General features: G+C 66.0%; 15 protein-coding genes. 7 read left to right on the top strand and 8 right to left on the bottom strand.

From position 1 onward, the window contains the following. Positions 1-255 precede the first annotated feature (255 nt). The 3 genes from DCM79_RS05375 to DCM79_RS05365 all read left to right on the top strand — a co-directional run bounded on the left by DCM79_RS05375 (position 256) and on the right by DCM79_RS05365 (position 3,451). Positions 256-576: a hypothetical protein gene (locus DCM79_RS05375; protein ID WP_027572396.1), complete on the top strand. Its 321-nt coding sequence runs from the start codon at positions 256-258 to the stop codon at positions 574-576. 188 nt (positions 577-764) lie between these two features. After that, entirely contained in the window at positions 765-2,258 is a 1,494-nt protein-coding gene (locus DCM79_RS05370) for an NAD-dependent succinate-semialdehyde dehydrogenase (RefSeq protein ID WP_257178972.1), read from the top strand. 107 nt (positions 2,259-2,365) lie between these two features. Further along, positions 2,366-3,451: an SbmA/BacA-like family transporter gene (locus DCM79_RS05365; protein WP_257178971.1), complete on the top strand. Its 1,086-nt coding sequence runs from the start codon at positions 2,366-2,368 to the stop codon at positions 3,449-3,451. A gap of 88 nt (positions 3,452-3,539) precedes the next feature. On the opposite strand, the gene DCM79_RS05360 is transcribed toward DCM79_RS05365, so the two are convergent. Continuing rightward, positions 3,540-4,454 carry a phosphoribosylaminoimidazolesuccinocarboxamide synthase gene (locus DCM79_RS05360; protein WP_257178970.1) on the bottom strand — a complete coding sequence of 305 codons (915 nt, stop codon included), beginning with the start codon at positions 4,452-4,454 and terminating at the stop codon, positions 3,540-3,542. 78 nt (positions 4,455-4,532) lie between these two features. Beyond that, positions 4,533-5,450, bottom strand: coding sequence for a pirin family protein (locus tag DCM79_RS05355; protein WP_257178969.1), 918 nt, complete (start codon positions 5,448-5,450; stop codon positions 4,533-4,535). 313 nt (positions 5,451-5,763) lie between these two features. Between DCM79_RS05355 and DCM79_RS05350 the strand changes: the two genes are divergently transcribed. Both DCM79_RS05350 and DCM79_RS05345 read left to right on the top strand, forming a co-directional pair. Further along, positions 5,764-6,843 carry a helix-turn-helix domain-containing protein gene (locus tag DCM79_RS05350; RefSeq protein WP_257178968.1) on the top strand — a complete coding sequence of 360 codons (1,080 nt, stop codon included), beginning with the start codon at positions 5,764-5,766 and terminating at the stop codon, positions 6,841-6,843. 129 nt (positions 6,844-6,972) lie between these two features. Further along, the gene (locus DCM79_RS05345) at positions 6,973-8,400 is read left to right on the top strand and encodes a serine hydrolase (RefSeq protein WP_257178967.1); all 1,428 of its coding nucleotides are present in this window, start codon (positions 6,973-6,975) and stop codon (positions 8,398-8,400) included. A 202-nt stretch (positions 8,401-8,602) separates the two neighbouring features. Here DCM79_RS05345 and DCM79_RS05340 read toward each other — a convergent pair whose 3' ends face one another. Continuing rightward, a complete protein-coding gene (locus tag DCM79_RS05340) occupies positions 8,603-9,970 on the bottom strand; it encodes an MmgE/PrpD family protein (protein WP_257178966.1) in 1,368 nt (455 codons plus the stop codon). Positions 9,971-10,089: 119 nt separating this feature from the next. On the opposite strand from DCM79_RS05340, the gene DCM79_RS05335 reads away from it, so the two are divergent. Together DCM79_RS05335 and DCM79_RS05330 are read left to right on the top strand one after the other, a co-directional pair. Next, positions 10,090-11,205, top strand: coding sequence for an aromatic acid exporter family protein (locus DCM79_RS05335; protein ID WP_257178965.1), 1,116 nt, complete (start codon positions 10,090-10,092; stop codon positions 11,203-11,205). A 23-nt stretch (positions 11,206-11,228) separates the two neighbouring features. Beyond that, on the top strand, positions 11,229-11,642 hold the full coding sequence (locus DCM79_RS05330) for a barstar family protein (protein ID WP_257178964.1): 414 nt from the start codon (positions 11,229-11,231) through the stop codon (positions 11,640-11,642). Between the two features lie 24 nt (positions 11,643-11,666). Here DCM79_RS05330 and DCM79_RS05325 read toward each other — a convergent pair whose 3' ends face one another. From DCM79_RS05325 to DCM79_RS05305, 5 genes are all read right to left on the bottom strand, one after another. Beyond that, positions 11,667-12,317: a 2-hydroxychromene-2-carboxylate isomerase gene (locus tag DCM79_RS05325; protein ID WP_257178963.1), complete on the bottom strand. Its 651-nt coding sequence runs from the start codon at positions 12,315-12,317 to the stop codon at positions 11,667-11,669. Further along, positions 12,301-12,801: a DUF2867 domain-containing protein gene (locus DCM79_RS05320; protein ID WP_257178962.1), complete on the bottom strand. Its 501-nt coding sequence runs from the start codon at positions 12,799-12,801 to the stop codon at positions 12,301-12,303. Before DCM79_RS05320 ends, DCM79_RS05325 begins: the two co-directional genes overlap by 17 nt. After that, a complete protein-coding gene (locus DCM79_RS05315; protein ID WP_257178961.1) occupies positions 12,798-14,192 on the bottom strand; it encodes an MATE family efflux transporter in 1,395 nt (464 codons plus the stop codon). The genes DCM79_RS05320 and DCM79_RS05315 overlap by 4 nt, the downstream gene beginning before the upstream one ends. 201 nt (positions 14,193-14,393) lie before the next feature. Then, positions 14,394-15,689 (bottom strand): UDP-N-acetylglucosamine 1-carboxyvinyltransferase, encoded by a 1,296-nt coding sequence (murA, locus tag DCM79_RS05310; protein ID WP_028133680.1) that lies wholly within the window; start codon positions 15,687-15,689, stop codon positions 14,394-14,396. Positions 15,690-15,933: 244 nt separating this feature from the next. Next, complete coding sequence (locus DCM79_RS05305; protein WP_257178960.1) at positions 15,934-16,401, bottom strand: hypothetical protein; 468 nt, start codon at positions 16,399-16,401, stop codon at positions 15,934-15,936. Positions 16,402-16,606: the final 205 nt, after the last annotated feature.

Here is a 16,606-nt window from a genome sequence, read left to right as displayed (position 1 = left end):
TCGCGATGTCGTGACTTGACGATCTTGATCTAGCGCAGGACGACAACGCGGCTGAGCGCCTACGCTCTTTTGCAATCTGCGGTGGATCGACGTGCCTCGCTTCACCTTGGATGGGTTTCACGCGAGGGCTTCGCGGTTCTCGAGCCCTTGAAACATTTCGTGAGCTGCCGCGTTCAGCACTTGGCCGGATCGACGAGCCGATAAGACTTGATGCAAATGTTGCCGGCCGTGGATGGGCGGCGAGGGGGACCTCAGATGATTTCGACCTGGAGCGAATGGAAGCGCTATCCCCGTCCCGGACGGGGCGAGAACCTTGAGGCGCCGATTTCGCCTGGGATCTACGAGGTCCGCGTCGCCGGCACCGGCGCACTCTACTCCTTCGGGGCGGTGGACAATCTGGCGCAGGCGCTGGCGCTGCTGCCGGTCGGCTCGAAGTCATGGTTCGGCCGCCGCGACACGTCTCATGTCCCGGATCTCGAATACCGGACCTGCGCGACGTCCACGAAGGCCGACGCCAAGGCGGCCGCCGAGCGCATGATCGGCCGCCGTGAGACCTATATGAGCGGCGCGGCGTAACCACTGACAGTATCTGCTTCCGCGTTCGCGGTGGCCACCTCTCCCCGCTGGGGAGAGGTGAAGAATCAGCCGCTCCCGACTTGGCTATCAGCAGATGTGCGTTACGGGGCGGTGCATTCGGCACCGCTTGCCCCTATATTCCGGGCCGATCCGATCGCCCCAAGTCCGATTGCCTAAGGGAGTACGCCATGACACCGACCGCCGCCGCACGCGCCCCGCAAGCCACTGCCACCCTGCGCGACCGGCTGAAGGACCCCTCGCTCCTGAAGGAGGCCTGCTACATCGACGGGGCCTGGGTCGGCACGCCGGTGTTCGCCGTCAACAATCCCGCGACCGGTGTCGAGCTGGCAAAGGTCCCGCAGCTGGGCGCGGACGAGACCACCAAGGCGGTCGAAGCCGCTCAGCGCGCGTTTCCGGCCTGGGCCAAGCACACCGCCAAGCAGCGCTCCAACATCCTGCGCAAATGGTTCGAGCTGATCATCGCCAACCGCGAGGACCTCGCGCTGATCCTCACCTCGGAGCAGGGCAAGCCGCTCTCGGAGGCGCTCGGTGAGGTCGATATCGGCGCTGCCTATATTGAATTCTTCGCCGAGGAGGCGAGGCGCGTCTATGGCGAGACCATTCCGAGCCAGCGGCCCGATGCGCGGCTGCTCGCGATCAAGCAGCCGATCGGCGTCTGCGGCGCCATCACGCCGTGGAATTTCCCGAACTCGATGATCACGCGCAAGGTGTCCCCGGCGCTCGCGGCCGGTTGCACCGTGGTGCTCAAGCCCGCCAACGAGACGCCGCTGTCGGCGCTGGCGCTCGCGGTGCTGGCCGAGAAGGCCGGCATCCCCAGGGGCGTGCTCAACATCGTCACGGGTGACGCACCGCCGATCGGCAAGGTGCTGTGCGAGCATCCGGCGGTGCGCTTCGTCGGCTTCACCGGCTCAACCGCGGTCGGCAAGATCCTCTACCAGCAGGCCTCAGTCGGCGTGAAGCGGCTTGGCCTCGAGCTCGGCGGCAACGCGCCTTTCGTGGTATTCGACGACGCCGACATCGACGCCGCGGTCGAGGGCGCCATCGTCTCGAAATATCGCAACATGGGCCAGACCTGCGTCTGCGCCAACCGCATCTACGCCCAGGACAAGATCTACGACGAGTTCGTGAAGAAGCTGTCGGCAAAGGTCGCGGCGATGAAGGTCGGCGACGGCACCGAGAGCGGCGTCACGCAAGGCCCGCTGATCAACATGAAGGCGATCGACAAGGTCGAGCGTCACATCGCCGACGCCGTCAAGCGCGGTGCCAAGGTCGTGACCGGCGGCAAGCGCAGCGAGCTCGGCCGCTCGTTCTTCGAGCCGACGGTGCTGGCCGACGTCAAGCCGGATTCGCTGGTGTCGCATGAGGAGACCTTCGGTCCGCTCGCGCCGGTGATCCGCTTCAAGGACGAGGCCGACGTCATCGCGATGTGCAATGCCTCGCCGTTCGGCCTCGCCTCGTATTTCTACTCCCGCGATATCGGCCGCGTCTGGCGCGTCGCTGAAGCGCTGGAATCGGGCATGGTCGGCGTCAACACCGGCCTGATCACCACCGAGGTCGCGCCCTTCGGCGGCGTCAAGGAAAGCGGCCTCGGCCGTGAAGGCTCGCGTCACGGCATGGAAGAATATGTCGAGATCAAATACGTGATGATGGCGGGGGTGTAGCCGCCAGCATCGCTTGACGCAGGTCAAGCGGCTTCGGGCAAGACCGCCTAATTTGGCGCGTGCGGCACCATAGGGGTGGCGCGCGCGCAGGATTTGCGGCTCAGCTCATGCTGATGAGGACCTCTTTAGCCCGGGGTGAAAAGCAGCTTCTCGGCCGCTTCTGGCAGAGCGCCTCAGGATACTGGCGCGGATCAACCGCCTGGACAGCGTGGCTTTTGGTGGTCGCGTTGATCGTCAACGTCGTCCTGCAACTCCTGACGCAGTATGGACTGAACTTCTGGAACCGGGATTTCTTCAACGCCATCGGCCGGAAGGATCAGGCTGAGCTGCTGTACCAGGCAGTTCGGTTTGTGCCGCTGGCCGCGGCGAGCATCGCTTTGACCGTGTTCTCGGTGTGGGCGCGGATGACCCTGCAGCGTTCGTGGCGCGAGTGGCTGAGCAATTGCCTCTATAGCGACTGGCTGACCGACGATCGTCGTCCGAGGCGCAGCGCCATCGAGGGACATCACGAGGCGCCGGAATACCGCATTGCCGAAGACGCCAGGGTTGCGACCGACCTCCCGATCGATCTGGTCACCGGCCTGCTTCAATCGGTGCTTACGATCGCAACCTTCGTCGGGTTGCTATGGTCGGTCGGTGGCAGCCTCGAGATCGCGTTCGACGGCATCGCCTTTGCGATTCCCGGTTACCTCGTCCTCGCGGTGATCGCGTATTCCGCGCTGCTGGCGATCGGCATCTGGCTGACAGCCGGGCGGCTGACCCGGGTCATCGAGGAGAACAAGCGCATGGAAGCCGAGTTGCGGGCGATCGGAACCCATGTGCGCGAGACCCGCGAAGGCAAGGTGGTGCCGGAGGCCGGCATGAATAGCCGCCACGCCGTCGGCGCCGCCTTGAAAGCCGTGATTGCGATCTGGCGGATCTACTGCTGGCAATTGATGCGGATGACGTTGGTCACTTATTCGGGTCTGCTGGTGACGCCGGTGGTCGGCCTGCTGCTTTGCCTGCCCAAGTACCTCGACGACACCATGACGCTCGGCGAAGTGGTTCAGGCGTCGGCAGCATTCGTCGTTGTCCAGACCGCCTTCAACTGGTTCACGGACAATTATGCCAAGCTCGCGGAATGGACGGCGTCCGCCAACCGGGTTGCCGAGCTGCTGCTGGCTTTGGATGCGGATCGCGCTCCCCAGCGCTGAAGCCGGGCATCGATCGATCCTTGCCCAACACTCCGTGTCGTCGGACGCTTGATCCCACGCGCGTTGCGCCGCGACGGCTAAGTGGAAGCTATATCTTCAGCTCCGTTCCGGTCACGCGCCGATACGCTTCCAGATATCGCTTGCTGGTCGCTTCCACCACGCTCGCCGGCAGCGGCGGCGGCGGAGCATCGCCGTTCCAGCGGCCGGCGCGGCGCTCGACGTCGAGATAGTCGCGCAAGGGCTGCTTGTCGAAGCTCGCCTGCGGCTGGCCGGGCTTGTAGGAATCGACCGCCCAGAAGCGCGACGAATCCGGCGTCATGACTTCGTCGATCAGGATGATGCGGCCGTCCTTGTCGCGGCCGAACTCGAACTTGGTGTCGGCGATGATGATGCCCTGCTCGCGCGCCAGCTCCTCGCCGAGCGTGTAGATCGCGCGCGTCATGCTTTCCAGCGTGTAGGCGTCCTCGTCGCCGACGACCGCGCGCATCTTTGCGATGGTGATGTTCTCGTCATGGCCGGTCTCGGCCTTGGTGGCGGGGCTGAAGATCGCCGGCTCCAGCTTTTCGCTCTCGACCAGGCCGGCCTTGAGCTTCTCGCCGGCGAGCGTGCCTGAGGCCGCGTACTCCTTCCAGGCCGAGCCCGAGAGATAACCGCGGATCACGCATTCGATCGGGAATACGGTGGTGCGCTTGCACAGCATGGCGCGGCCGAGGATCTCGGCGCGGTGCGATTTCAACGCCGGCACGGCCGCGATGATCTCGTCGGTGTCCGCGCTGATCATGTGATGCGGCACCACGCCCTCGAGCTCGTTGAACCAGAACGCGCTGATCTGCGTCAGCACCGCGCCCTTCATCGGGATGGTCTCGCCCATCACCACGTCGAAGGCGCTGATGCGGTCGGTGGTGACGAGCAGCAGGCGGTCGTCGTCGACGGCATAGATATCGCGCACCTTGCCGCGTCCGATCTTGGTCAGGGGCAGGTCGCTGGAGAGCATGGTGGTCATCGGTAAAGCTTTCGCGGACAAGGCCTTCAGGCAGAGCATCCGGCCGCACCTGATGGCGCGGCCGGAAACCGGATTAGCCTATTCCGGCAGCGGAATGAACTCATGTTCCTGCGGAACTGCCGCGAAACGGCCGGTTTTCCAGTCCTGCTTGGCCTGCTCGATCCGCTCCTTGCTGGAGGAGACGAAATTCCACCAGATATGGCGCGGGCCTTCTAGTGCATCGCCGCCGAGAAACATCATCCGCGTGGGCTTGAGCGCCTTCACGGTGATGCGGTCGCCGGGCCGGAAGATCAGGAGCCGCGGCCCCTCATAGCGCTCATTCGCGATCTCGACCTCGCCATCGACGACATAGATCGCACGCTCCTCGTGGTCGGGGTCGAGCGGCACGCTGGCGCCTTGCGCGGCCGTGACCTCGGTGTAGAACCACGGCGAGACCATCGACACCGGCGAGGCGATGCCGAAGGCGGAGCCGGCGATCACGCGTGCGGTGAAATCGCGCTCGGAGATCATCGGCAGATCGCCCGCGCCGTAATGCTGGAACGAGGGAGCGATCTCCTCCGACCCGGCTGGCAGCGCGATCCAGCTCTGCAGGCCCAGCATCTGCTGGCCCGAGGCGCGCTGCGCATCCGGCGTGCGCTCGGAATGTGCGATGCCGCGTCCGGCCGTCATCAGGTTCATCGCGCCGGGCGCGATCTCCTGGACATTGCCCTCGCTGTCGCGATGCATGATCGCGCCGTCGAACAGGTAAGTGACGGTGGCAAGCCCGATATGCGGATGCGGTCGCACGTCCATGCCCTTGCCGGAGACGAACTGCACCGGCCCGAAATGGTCGAAGAAGATGAAGGGCCCCACCATCTGCCGCTTGCCGTGCGGCAGCGCGCGCCGGACCGCGAAGCCGTCGCCGAGATCGCGCGTGCGCGGCACGATGACGAGATCGAGCGCATCGCAGGACATGGGATCGCCGAGCACGGGGTCGTTCGAGGGCTGCCAGCTCATGAGGGACTCCTTTTTGACCTTGTTGACGCGAGCCTAGCAGGAATCTGCAGCGTCGTCGCGACCAAGCCCGGACAAGACGTCGCGTCGCATGAGGCCTCATACTCCGCTGTCATCGCTCGCGAAGGGCGGGCGATCCAGTACGCCGGAGCCGCTCGATTCATCACTGCTGTCTCGGATTGCCGGATCGCCCGGTCGAGCCGGACAATGACAGCGGTGGAGGTGGCTCCAGGCATGGCATGCGGATGGTTCTTGAAAAACCTGGCGCAACCAACGATGTTTGGCGGCCTTCAATTGCGACCGATCGCACCACCCGATGACCCTTGCCGCAACCGAACTCGCCTTTCGCGCTGCCAGCGTCGCGCTGCTGCTGGTGCTGGCGGCGTCGTTGCTCTCCGGCTTCCGCCACGTGCTGGCAGCCCGGCTCGGCGCGGCCTTCGCGCTCGGCTCGGCCGCGCATGCGGCGAGCTATTCGGTCGGCGTCACGTCGCTGATTCCCGCCTGGCACGCGCCGCTGATCGCGCTGTCGACCGGCAACATCGTGGTGTTCTGGCTGTTCACGCGCGCGCTGTTCGACGATGAATTTCGCCTGCGCGGGTGGCACGGATTGGTGTGGGCGCTGGTGACGGCCTTCAGCTTCGCGGGCTGCGTCTGGATCGCGCCGGGCGGCCACGCGCGGTTTTCCGTGACGATCGTCAATCTGATCGTGCTCGGCTTCATCGCGCTTGCGATCGGGCAGACGGTCGCCTCGTGGCCGGCTGATTTGGTCGAGCGCCGCCGGCGCGTTCGCGTCTTCATCGTCTGCACAGCCGCGCTCTACGGCGGGTTGAATGCGGCTCTGCAGATCGTCGTCGCCGGCAGCGACGTCGGCGCTGTCGCCGACGCGATCAATACGGGCGTGCTTGCCGGCGTCGTTGCGGCCATTGCCTGTGCGATGATGCGCGTCGATGGCGCCGATCTGTTTCCGGCGTCGGCGGCCGCGCCGGCGGTTCTGGCCCGGCCCGCACCGGTCGACGAATCCGCCGACCAGAGGCTGATCGATGCCCTGATGCGGCTGATGGCGGACGAGCGGATCTATCGTCAGGAGAATATCACGATTGGCGTGCTGGCAGGCCGGCTGAAGATTCCGGAATACCGGCTGCGCAGGCTGATCAATCAGCGCCTTGGCTACCGCAACTTCAATGTGTTCCTGAACAATCACCGCATCGAGGAGGCCAAGGCCGCGCTCGCCGATCCCGCCCAGGCCGAGGTTCCCGTCATCACCATCGCTATGGACGCCGGCTTCCAGTCGCTCGGCCCGTTCAACCGCGCCTTCAAGGCGGTCACGGGCGTGACACCGACGGAGTATCGGCGCCTGAAGGCCGCCGTTGCGCCGGGCATTCCCGTGGCAACTTGAAATAACAACGCTATTTCGGAATCGGCCAGCTCTCGTCCAATTCCAACCAGGCCGTTTTCCAAATCCGGCGAGCCCTTCTCCGCCTGCTCCTGCTTCCTCCCGGCACGCATCCTAAGCCGGAGAAAGCTCGTGACCCGCCGCCGCAACATCGTCCTCCTCACCGCCACCATCGCCTGCGCCGGCCTCGCCCTCAGCGCCGCGCGGGCCCGTGACGTCCCGAAGATCGCCACCGGCTTCGTTGCCGACGTCCTGTGCGCGGAGACGTTCGTCTCCGGCCTCGATCCGCGGCGCAACTTTGCCGAGACCAATGACGCGATGCCCGGGACCGGGCTGATCACATGGGCGATGGACACCCGGGTCGACCGCGTTCGCAAGAATGTCACGGTGACGTTGTTCGGCATCGGCCGCAGCCGTGCCGTCTATCGCGACGGGCTGGGCTGCACGCTCGACCATGGCGCGGGAATAGCCCCCGTCGAGCCGCCCGCGACCGACAGGCAGCCCGCGCTGCTGCCCGAGATCGCCGGCCCCGCGATCGTGCCGCCGCAAAGCCCCTCGCTTGCCGCTGCGCTCGACCGCGCTTTCGCCGAGCCGGCGCAGCCGCCCTATCGGCGCACCCGTGCGGTGGTCGTGATGAAGTCGGGCCGCATCGTCGCGGAGCGTTATGCCGACGGCATTGGACCGGAGACGCCGCTGCTCGGCTTCTCCATGGCGAAATCGGTGGTCTCAGCCCTGATCGGCGTACTGGTGCGCCAAGGCAAGCTCAAGCTCGACGGACCCGCACCGGTCGCGGCCTGGAAGGATCCTGATGATCCGCGCCATGCCATCACAGTCGATCAGCTGCTGCGTCACACCGCCGGCCTTGCGCTCGGCAGCTCGCTGCGGGCCTCGCTCGGTTCGGCCTTCGAGCCGGTCAACCGGATGAAGTTCATGGAATCGGACATGGCGGCCTATGCCGAGAGCATCCCGCTTGCTACCGCGCCCGGTGCGGCGTGGAATTATCACGACGGCAACATGTTGGTCCTCTCGCATCTGATCCGCGATGCGGCCGGCGGTACGGCGGAAAGCGCGCTCCGCTTTGCGCGCCGCGAATTGTTCGCTCCGCTCGGCATGCGCCATGTCACGCTGCAGCTCGATGCCTCGGGCACGATCGAAGGGTCGAGCGAGATGCTCGCATCCGCGCGCGACTGGGCACGCTTCGGCCAGCTTTATCTCAATGATGGCCTCGCCGGCGGTAAACGCATCCTGCCGGAGGGCTGGGTGAAATATTCGGCGACGGCGACGCCAAATGCCTGGGTCGGCATCGGCGCCGGCTTCTGGACCAATCGCGGCGACAGCTTTGGCGCGAACTTCCGCGTCACCCATGGTTGGCCGCGCGATGCCTTCTTCGCCAAGGGCACGATCGGGCAATACACCATCGTGATCCCGTCGGAGCAGCTCGTGATCGTGCGGCTCGGCCGCTCGCCGAATGGGCCGCCGGAAGCGGACGGCGTATTCGATCTCGTGCGCGACGTGGTGGCGGCGACGGGCGAGAAGGGGAAGCTGGCGGGGGCGGATTGATCTTTCTCTTACCCTCCCCTGGAGGGGGAGGGTCGATCGCGCGCAGCGCGAGCGGGGTGGGGTGATCTCTCCACGCGGGCACCGTTGGTTGCGGGAGAGACCGTCACCCCACCCCGCTACGCATTTCGCTTCGCTACATGCGTAGCGACCCTCCCCCTCCAGGGGAGGGTAAGCGGAGCGCAGCAGCTCTAGCTCAAAATCCCTACCTTCCCAATTCCGTCGCCTGCGCGACGCGGTCGAACCGCTCCAGCGTCATGATCGCGTCCGCGAATTTTTCCGCGCGCGCGTTCAGCACCGGGCGGGCCAGCGTCAGGAACTTCTGCTGCATCGCCGCCGCATCCGGGAACGAGGTCGGCTCGCCCGAGGGATTGGCATAGAGCCGCTCGTGCACGCCGTCATCGGTGGTGATGCTGACGCGGGCGCCGAACGGATGGGTGCGGCCGATCTCGAGGCGGTCGTCCTGCACCACGTCGAACTTGTCCGCGAGGGCGTCGATCGCGGCATCGCCCAGGCGATTGTAGTCGTCCCAGCCGAACGAGCCCTGGTCGAGCGCGAGTGCGCCGGTGAAGAACATCGAGAACTGGCCGCCGACGATCGAGCGCGGATGCCGCTTGGTGGCGGCATCGCCGGTCAGCGTGATGCCGTTGCGATGCAGGCCGATCTCGACACGCTTGACCTGGTCCGGCGTCAGATTGTGCTCGCGCCGCATCGCGATCAGCGCGTCGATCGCCGCATGGGTGTAGCGGCAGCTCGGATAGGGTTTCACGCCGATCTTCATGGTCTCATAGCTCTTGCCGAGCTCGGCCACCGCCTTGTCCGGATGCGCGTCGTCGGTGTAGCCGGCGAGCAGGCCGTGCTTGCCCTCGACGGACTCGGTGGATCCGACAAAATCGTTGCGCGCCAGCGTCGCAGCGATCACTCCGTTCATCGCGGCGGCGCCGACCTGGTAGCGCTTGTTCCAGGCGCCGTTGACCAGGAATTGCAGCGAGCCTGCGGCCTGGCTGCCGGAGACGCCGAAGGCTGAAATGAGCTGCTGGTCGGACAGGCCGAACAGCTTGCCGGCCGCCGCGGCGGCGCCGTAGGTGCCGGCGGTCGCGGTCGGGTGGAAGCCGCGCGCGTAATGCGAGGTCGGGTCGAGCGCGTTGCCGAGCCGGCAGCAGATCTCATAGCCCGCCACGATCGCGGTCAGTACGTCGCGGCCCGAGGCGCCGACCATCTCGCCGACGGCGAAGGCGGCCGGGACCACCGGCGCGCTCGGATGCAGCGAGGAATCGGCGTGGGTGTCGTCGAAGTCGAGGGAATGGCCGAGCGCGCCGTTGAGCAGGGCTGCGACCGCCGGCGTCCAGGTTTTGGCATCGCCGAACACGGTGGATTCGCCCTTGGCGTCGAGCGCCAGCGCTTCCAGCATTTTCAGCATCGACGGGGTCGATTCGGCCTCGCGCCGCGCCCGGATCGCGCTGCCGAGGAAATCCAGCGTCAGCACCTTGGCGCGCTCCAGCACCTCCGCCGGAATATCCTGGTATTTCAGATTGAAAACATAGGCGGCGAGCGTTGCGGTTTCGTGAGCCATCGTGTTTCCTCGTTTTGGCGCGCAAGTTAGGCGGGCTGATTTGGCCTTTCAAGCGGCCTTGCGGCCGCGGGTATCAGCCATGCTTTTGCCTGGCCTCGAGCGGATCGGGACTTCAGACGATGGCCTTCGCAAAGGAGCTGCTTGACCGGATCAGGTCGCGGCGAACGCAATTGGGGCTCGCGATCCGGGTCACGGTCGCGGCGACCGCGGCCTATGCGCTCGCCACCGCGCTGCATCTGTTGCTGCCGCTCTGGGCGGTCCTGACCGCGCTGATCGTGACCCAGATGAGCGTCGGCCGCTCGCTGAAGGCGACGCGCGATTACATGCTCGGCACCATCGGCGGCGCGATCTATGGCGGCGCCCTCGCGATCCTGATCCCCTATTCCAGCGAAGCGGGGCTGTTGGGCCTCCTGGTGCTGTCGGTCGCCCCGCTCGCCTTCATCGCCGCGATCAATCCGAGCCTCAGCGCGGCCACGGTGACGGCCGTGATCGTGCTGCTGGTTCCGACCATGCATCATGCCGATCCCATGACCTCGGCGATCGACCGCGTCAGCGAGGTCGGTGTCGGCGCGGTCACGGGATTGCTGGTGTCGTTCCTGGTGCTGCCCTCGCGTGCGGTGCGCCAGATTCGCGCCGCGGCGGCGCAATTGCTCGAGCTGATCGCGGATGCGTTCACGGAGCTGCTCGCGGGTCTCACCCGCGGCCGCGACAACGACGCGCTGCACCGTATCCAGGACGGCATCGGCACGGCGATGGTCGGCATGAATGCGATCGGCACTGAGGCCGAACGCGAGCGCGCCGCGCTGCTGTCGAGCGGGCCCGACACCGGCCCGCTGTTGCGCACCGTCCTGCGCCTGCGCCATGACGTCGTGATGATCGGCCGCGCCACCGTGGTGCCGCTGCCGGTCGAGGTGCAGATGCGCCTTGCTGCTCCGCTGACGGAGGTGTCGACCGCGATTGCCCGTTTCCTGCGTTCGGCAGCGAACGCCTTGCGCGAAGGCGCTGGCGCGCCGCCGATCCATCCCGTCCACGTCGCGCTCCAGCATTATTCCGACGCCGTTGCCGCCGTGCGCCAGGACGGCCTGATCCGCGGCCACGCCAGCGACACTGCCGAGCGCTTCTTCGCGCTCGGCTTCTCGCTGGAGCAGATGCATCAAAATCTCTGCGATCTCGACCGCGTCGTCGGCGAATGGGCGGAGGCGGCGGCGGGCAAGTCCGCGCGCGTGGCGGAATGAGGAAAAGGATCCGAGGTGCGACCATGATGGCCTCGAAGCCGGAGCTACGCATCGACGGCTCCGAATTTTCGACGCTCGAAGGATTTTACGAGCAAGTCAGCCTTTGCATTATCCCGGGTGCTAAGTGGGGCAAAAATCTGGACGCCTTCAACGACATTCTGCGAGGTGGCTTTGGGACGCCTGATGAGGGTTTTGTTTTCTGCTGGGATAATCATGAAACCTCGAAGCGGAATCTCGGATATGACGAGACCGCTCGCCAACTGCGCAAGAGGCTGGAACGATGTCACCCTTCCAACAGAGCGCGAGTCGAAAGTCAGCTGGCTGAGGCGCTCAGACACGAAGGACCCACAGTATTCGACTGGCTTATCGAAATAATTGGATGCCATTGTCCTGGCGGCGATGAAGCTGAGGATGGCATCGAACTCACTCTTCGATGACCGGACCTCGGCTCGTGAGTCCAACTAGCGCTGCACGAGGCCCTTGCTCTGCATGCGCCAGACGAGGAGATCGATGCGGTCCTGGCCGAAGAACGGCTCGTTCTCGAACACGAAGGTCGGCACGCCCCAATGGCCTGACGCTGCGTGGTCCTTCTCGTTCGCTGCGATCACCTGCTCGTACCGATCCGGATCCGCGGTGATCGCGGCATCCATCGCGGCGAGATCGAAGCCGGCCGTCTCGGTGGCGCGCGCGAGATGATCGCCCTCATTCCATCCGGCGACCGAACCGTCCCACAGCACGCGCGCGATCGCATCGGTGAATGCGAGCCCGCGTCCCTCGAGCTGCGCCATGGCGCCGAGCCGGGTCAGGCGGTGGATGTAGGGCTGCTCGGCCCCGACATCGAACGTCGTCTTGTCCTGCACGATCGGATCGGGCCGGGGAAAGCGGAACGGAATGCCCTCGTGCTGCGCCACGCGCGTGCTGTCGAGCACGACATAGCGAATGAAATTCGGGCTGGCCTTCTTGAAGAAGCCGGGCACGCGCACCGCGAGCGGGTAGACCGGCCGCAGGTTCACCGCGAGATCATAGTCCTCCACGAGCTTGAGCGTCTTCGGCAGCGCCAGATAGCTGAACGGACTGCGAAAGGAGAAGAAAAGATCAACTGACAGGGTCATCGGCCCGCTCCACGATCCGTCCCATCATGCCGCGGACGACGAGCTTGTGGAAGGGCGTGATGAGCCTGAGGTAGGTCCGTCCGAGCAGGTTGTTGGTCCGCACCAGCGTGGTCGAGGTTACCTCGCGGTCCGCGGGATCGCCTGAAACGTCGACCACGATGCGGAAGTCGAGATGATAGTCGTCGAAGCCCGCGACCAGACGCTCGGGCGTCTCGTCGATCACCGGAAACAGCCCGATCAGGCCGTGCGGCGCCGGGGCGCCTTCGCCCGATGTCTTCAGCCCGAACGGCGTCACCAGGATGTTGCGCAGGCGCAGCAGCGTGTCGATCCAGCTCGGCCCGTGCAGCACCATCCGCGTGCAGGCCTCGCGGGCATCGATCGCGGTCGCGCCGATCTGCACGCGGAACGCGTCGATGAACTGCGCGCCGGCCAGCAGCGCATTGGCATCGACTTCGGGACGCACTTCGCGGACTGTTGCCATCATCCCGCCAATCTGCGCGTCAGCATCCGGAAGCGCAAGATCAGCAGTCCGGCATAGACGAAGGTCCCCACCGAGAACCCGACCCAGACGCCAACGGCGCCCAGGCCGGTGTGGAAGGCAAGAATCCAACCGACGGGAAAGGCGACGCACCAATAGCCGATCACCGCGAACACCAGCGTCATCCTGGTGTCGTTGATGCCGCGCAGCGCACCGCCCACGATGGTCTGGAGGCCGTCGGCGATGAAGAACGTCGCGCCGACCACCAGCAGCGTCGCTGTCAGCTCGACGGTCGCTGCGCTCGCCCCGCTGCTGCCGAAAAACAGTCGGCCTAGTTCGTAGCGACCGAGGATGATCGCGACGGTCAGGGCCGAGACGAGAGCTGCTCCAAGCACGCCCGCAGCGAGCCCTGCGCGCCTCACCGCCGCCGGATCATTGCGGCCGAAGGCATGGCCGACCCGCACCGTCGCCGCCATGCCGATGCCGAGCGGCACCATGAACAGCACGGCCGTGACCTGGAGCGCGATCTGGTGCGCGGCAATCGCGGTGGTCGAGATCAGTCCCATCAGCAGGGCCGCCGAGGAGAACAGGCCGTACTCCATCAGCAGTGAGAACGAGATCGGCGCGCCGATCGCAATCAGCTGGCGCATCAACGGCCAGTCGATCCGCCACAGATGGGCGAGCGGATGATAGTCCGCGAATGGCTTCCGCCATGCGGCAATCGCGAGCACGGCGGCGAAAGTGCCGAGGTTGACGATCGTGGTCGCAAGTCCCGCCCCGAACAGGCCGAGCTCGGGCAGGCCGAACAGGCCGTGGATCAGGGCGTAGACCAGCAGGGCATTGACCGGGATCGCCGCGACCGTGATCCACAGCGGCGGCTGCGGCCGGTTCACCGCGCTCATCATGCTGCGCAGCGCGATGAAGCCGAGCGCCGGTGCGATGCCCCAGGCGAGGCCGTTGAGATAGCGCTGCGCCAGCGCGGCCGATTGCGGCACTTGACCGAGCGCGAGCAGGATCTGCTCGCCGTAGAGCGGCGAAGCCATCATCGGCAGCGAGATCAGGAACGCGACCCACAATCCGACGCGCAAGGAGCGCCGGATCAGCCTGACGTCGCCGGCGCCGAAGGCCTGCGCCGCCAGCGGCGACACCGCCGACATCAGGCCGAGCCCGAAGGTGAAGCTGACGAAATAGACCGTGTGCGCCAGCGCCGCCGCCGCCACCGCATCCTCGCCGAGCCGCCCGATCAGCGCGAGATCGGTCGTGATCATCGCGATCTGCCCGAGCTGCGTCAGCATCAGCGGCACGGCCAGCCGCAGCGTCTCGACGAATTCCTGAGCGAGATGGTTTGGCGGCACGCCGGCTTGCGGCTGCGCTTGATGTTGCACGGTGTCGAGCATGACCGCTCAATAGCACGGCCGCGCGACGAAAACATGGCCCCAGCCAACAGCTCGGTGCCGTGGGGTGGGCAAAGGCGCATTTGCGCCGTGCCCACCGCCTATCCAATATTGCAACAGACGCGTGGGCACGCTTCGCTTTGCCAACCCTACGATACTGTGCGCTTCGCGCCAACTTCTCCCACACGGGGAGAAGAAAAGGCCTCAGCCCTTCCTGTCCGGCACGCGCTTGATCTTGGCGCCGAGCGCGTTCAGCCGTTCCTCGATGCGCTCGTAGCCGCGCTCGATCTGGTCGGCGTTGTTGATGGTGGAGGTGCCCTGGGCGCACACGGCCGCCAGCAGCATCGCCATTCCGGCGCGGATGTCGGGCGAGGTCATGGTCGCGCCGTGCAGGCGGCTGGGGCCGGCGATGATCGCGCGGTGCGGGTCGCACAGCACGATGCGCGCGCCCATCGCGATCAGCTTGTCGACGAAGAACATCCTGGATTCGAACATCTTCTCGAACATCAGGATGACGCCCTCGCATTGCGTGGCGGTGACGATCGCGATCGACATCAGGTCGGCCGGGAAGGCTGGCCAGGGCTGGTCCTCGAGCTTCGGCACATGGCCGCCGAAATCATCCTGGATCTTCAATGTCTGATTGGACGGCACGATGAGATCGTCGCCCTCGACGCGGCAGACGATGCCGAGCCGCTCGAAGCCCATGCGGATCGAGCGCAGATGCTCGACGCCGGCGCGTGTGATGCGCAAGGGAGAGCGCGTCACCGCGGCAAGTCCGATCAGCGAGCCGACCTCGATATGGTCGGGCTGGATCCGGTAGGTCGCTTCGCCCAGCGTCGCCGGCCCGTGCACGATCATGGTATTAGTGCCGATGCCCTCGATCCTGGCGCCGAGCGCGACCAGGAAGTTGGCGAGATCCTGCACGTGCGGCTCCGAGGCCGCATTGCGCAAATACGTGACGCCGTCGGCGGCGACCGCGGCTACCAGCGCGTTCTCGGTCGCGGTGACGCTCGGCTCGTCCAGGAACACGTCGGCACCGGCAAGCTTGGGCGCGCGGAACTCGAGCCGGTCGGTCGCGGTGACCCTTGCTCCCAGCTGCTCCAGCGCCAGCACATGGGTGTCGAGTCGGCGGCGGCCGATCACGTCGCCTCCCGGCGGCGGCAGCATCACTTCGCCGCAGCGGGCGAGCAGGGGGCCGGCGAGCAGGATCGAGGCGCGGATTCGCACGCACAGCTCGGGGTCGAGATCGGCGGCGCGGATGCTCTTGGCGTGGATATTGAGAGTATTGCGGGCGGTCCATTCCGCGGACGCGCCGACCGAGCGGATCAGCTCGACCAGCGTCTCGGTGTCGCGGATCCGCGGCACGTTCTCCAGCGTCACCGGATGCTCGGTGAGCAGGGCCGCGGCGATGATCGGCAGCGCCGAATTCTTGTTGCCGGACGGCTCGATCGACCCCGAGAGCCGGTGACCGCCCTCGACGATGTATTGGATGGGCGCCACGTGGTTCTCGCTGTCCTGTTGGTGGGCGGGCTGTTTCGGCGGAAACTACAGAGAATTGAGCGCGGGAGCAATTGTGCTGGGCGCGGTTCGGGGTCGTTCGGATGCAACTGCAAGACCACAAGGTGAGGAGCGCGGAACGCGCGTCTCGAACCATGAAGGCCCGTATGTCGCCGCGGCCATCCCCACGCGACGTCCGCCGGCGCGGGCTCCTCGGGATGAGGCCGGAGCTTGTGAAAAACGGCCGCTAGAACAGCCCGATGATATTCCCGACCACATACAGGATTGCGATCAGGATCAGCGCTCCCATCATGAAGAAGGAGATTTCGATCGCGATGGCGCCGGTGCCGAGTGTGGCGGCGACGCCGGCAAGGAGCCGCTCCTCCCGGAAGATCAGCGAGAGCACCGAGAACAGGATGGCGAGCAGGCCGAGCGAGATTGCGGCGACCGAGGCGGTTTCACTCCAGCTTCGTCCAGCCGACTTTTCGACCTTCGGAGCCTGATATTCCACGCCCTTCACCTTCGCGACGATGCGGTCCTTGATGCGATGGCCGGTGTCGACGATCACCTTGTCTGCCGGCGGCGGCGGAAACACGATCGGCACCACCCAGTGCGGCAGCACCGCCGCCATCAGCGCCAGCACGCCGACAATGCTGCCGATGATGCCGAGGCGGCGTGAGGGTGCAGTGGAACTGGGCGCTGCAGAGGCGATCATGACGTGAGGCATTCCGGCCGGAATTGGCCAACGGGTTCATGCCACTTCGTCGCGACGGCGCGTGGTGAGGTTCAGAGCAGTGCCGCCATGCCGGTGGTGCGCTCCCTCCCCCGCTTGCGGGGGAGGGCGGGGGAGAGGGTGTCTCCACAACGGGACAGTCCCCTAGAGGATAAAGCCCTCACCCGCCACGCTCTGCGAGCGTGGC

The organism is Bradyrhizobium sp. WBOS07 (assembly GCF_024585165.1).
Lineage (GTDB): Bacteria > Pseudomonadota > Alphaproteobacteria > Rhizobiales > Xanthobacteraceae > Bradyrhizobium > Bradyrhizobium japonicum_B.
Note: the sequence above shows the minus strand (reverse complement) of the source record. Positions and strands in the feature narration are given on the sequence as shown.

Bases quoted from the DNA above. Each gene is read 5' to 3' on its own strand.
- DCM79_RS05375 (WP_027572396.1), top strand. From the start codon at position 256: ATGATTTCGACCTGGAGCGAATGGAAGCGCTATCCCCGTCCCGGACGG.
- DCM79_RS05370 (WP_257178972.1), top strand. From the start codon at position 765: ATGACACCGACCGCCGCCGCACGCGCCCCGCAAGCCACTGCCACCCTG.
- DCM79_RS05365 (WP_257178971.1), top strand. From the start codon at position 2,366: ATGCTGATGAGGACCTCTTTAGCCCGGGGTGAAAAGCAGCTTCTCGGC.
- DCM79_RS05360 (WP_257178970.1), bottom strand. From the start codon at position 4,454: ATGACCACCATGCTCTCCAGCGACCTGCCCCTGACCAAGATCGGACGC.
- DCM79_RS05355 (WP_257178969.1), bottom strand. From the start codon at position 5,450: ATGAGCTGGCAGCCCTCGAACGACCCCGTGCTCGGCGATCCCATGTCC.
- DCM79_RS05350 (WP_257178968.1), top strand. From the start codon at position 5,764: ATGACCCTTGCCGCAACCGAACTCGCCTTTCGCGCTGCCAGCGTCGCG.
- DCM79_RS05340 (WP_257178966.1), bottom strand. From the start codon at position 9,970: ATGGCTCACGAAACCGCAACGCTCGCCGCCTATGTTTTCAATCTGAAA.
- DCM79_RS05335 (WP_257178965.1), top strand. From the start codon at position 10,090: ATGGCCTTCGCAAAGGAGCTGCTTGACCGGATCAGGTCGCGGCGAACG.
- DCM79_RS05330 (WP_257178964.1), top strand. From the start codon at position 11,229: ATGATGGCCTCGAAGCCGGAGCTACGCATCGACGGCTCCGAATTTTCG.
- DCM79_RS05325 (WP_257178963.1), bottom strand. From the start codon at position 12,317: ATGACCCTGTCAGTTGATCTTTTCTTCTCCTTTCGCAGTCCGTTCAGC.
- DCM79_RS05320 (WP_257178962.1), bottom strand. From the start codon at position 12,801: ATGATGGCAACAGTCCGCGAAGTGCGTCCCGAAGTCGATGCCAATGCG.
- DCM79_RS05315 (WP_257178961.1), bottom strand. From the start codon at position 14,192: ATGCTCGACACCGTGCAACATCAAGCGCAGCCGCAAGCCGGCGTGCCG.
- DCM79_RS05305 (WP_257178960.1), bottom strand. From the start codon at position 16,401: ATGATCGCCTCTGCAGCGCCCAGTTCCACTGCACCCTCACGCCGCCTC.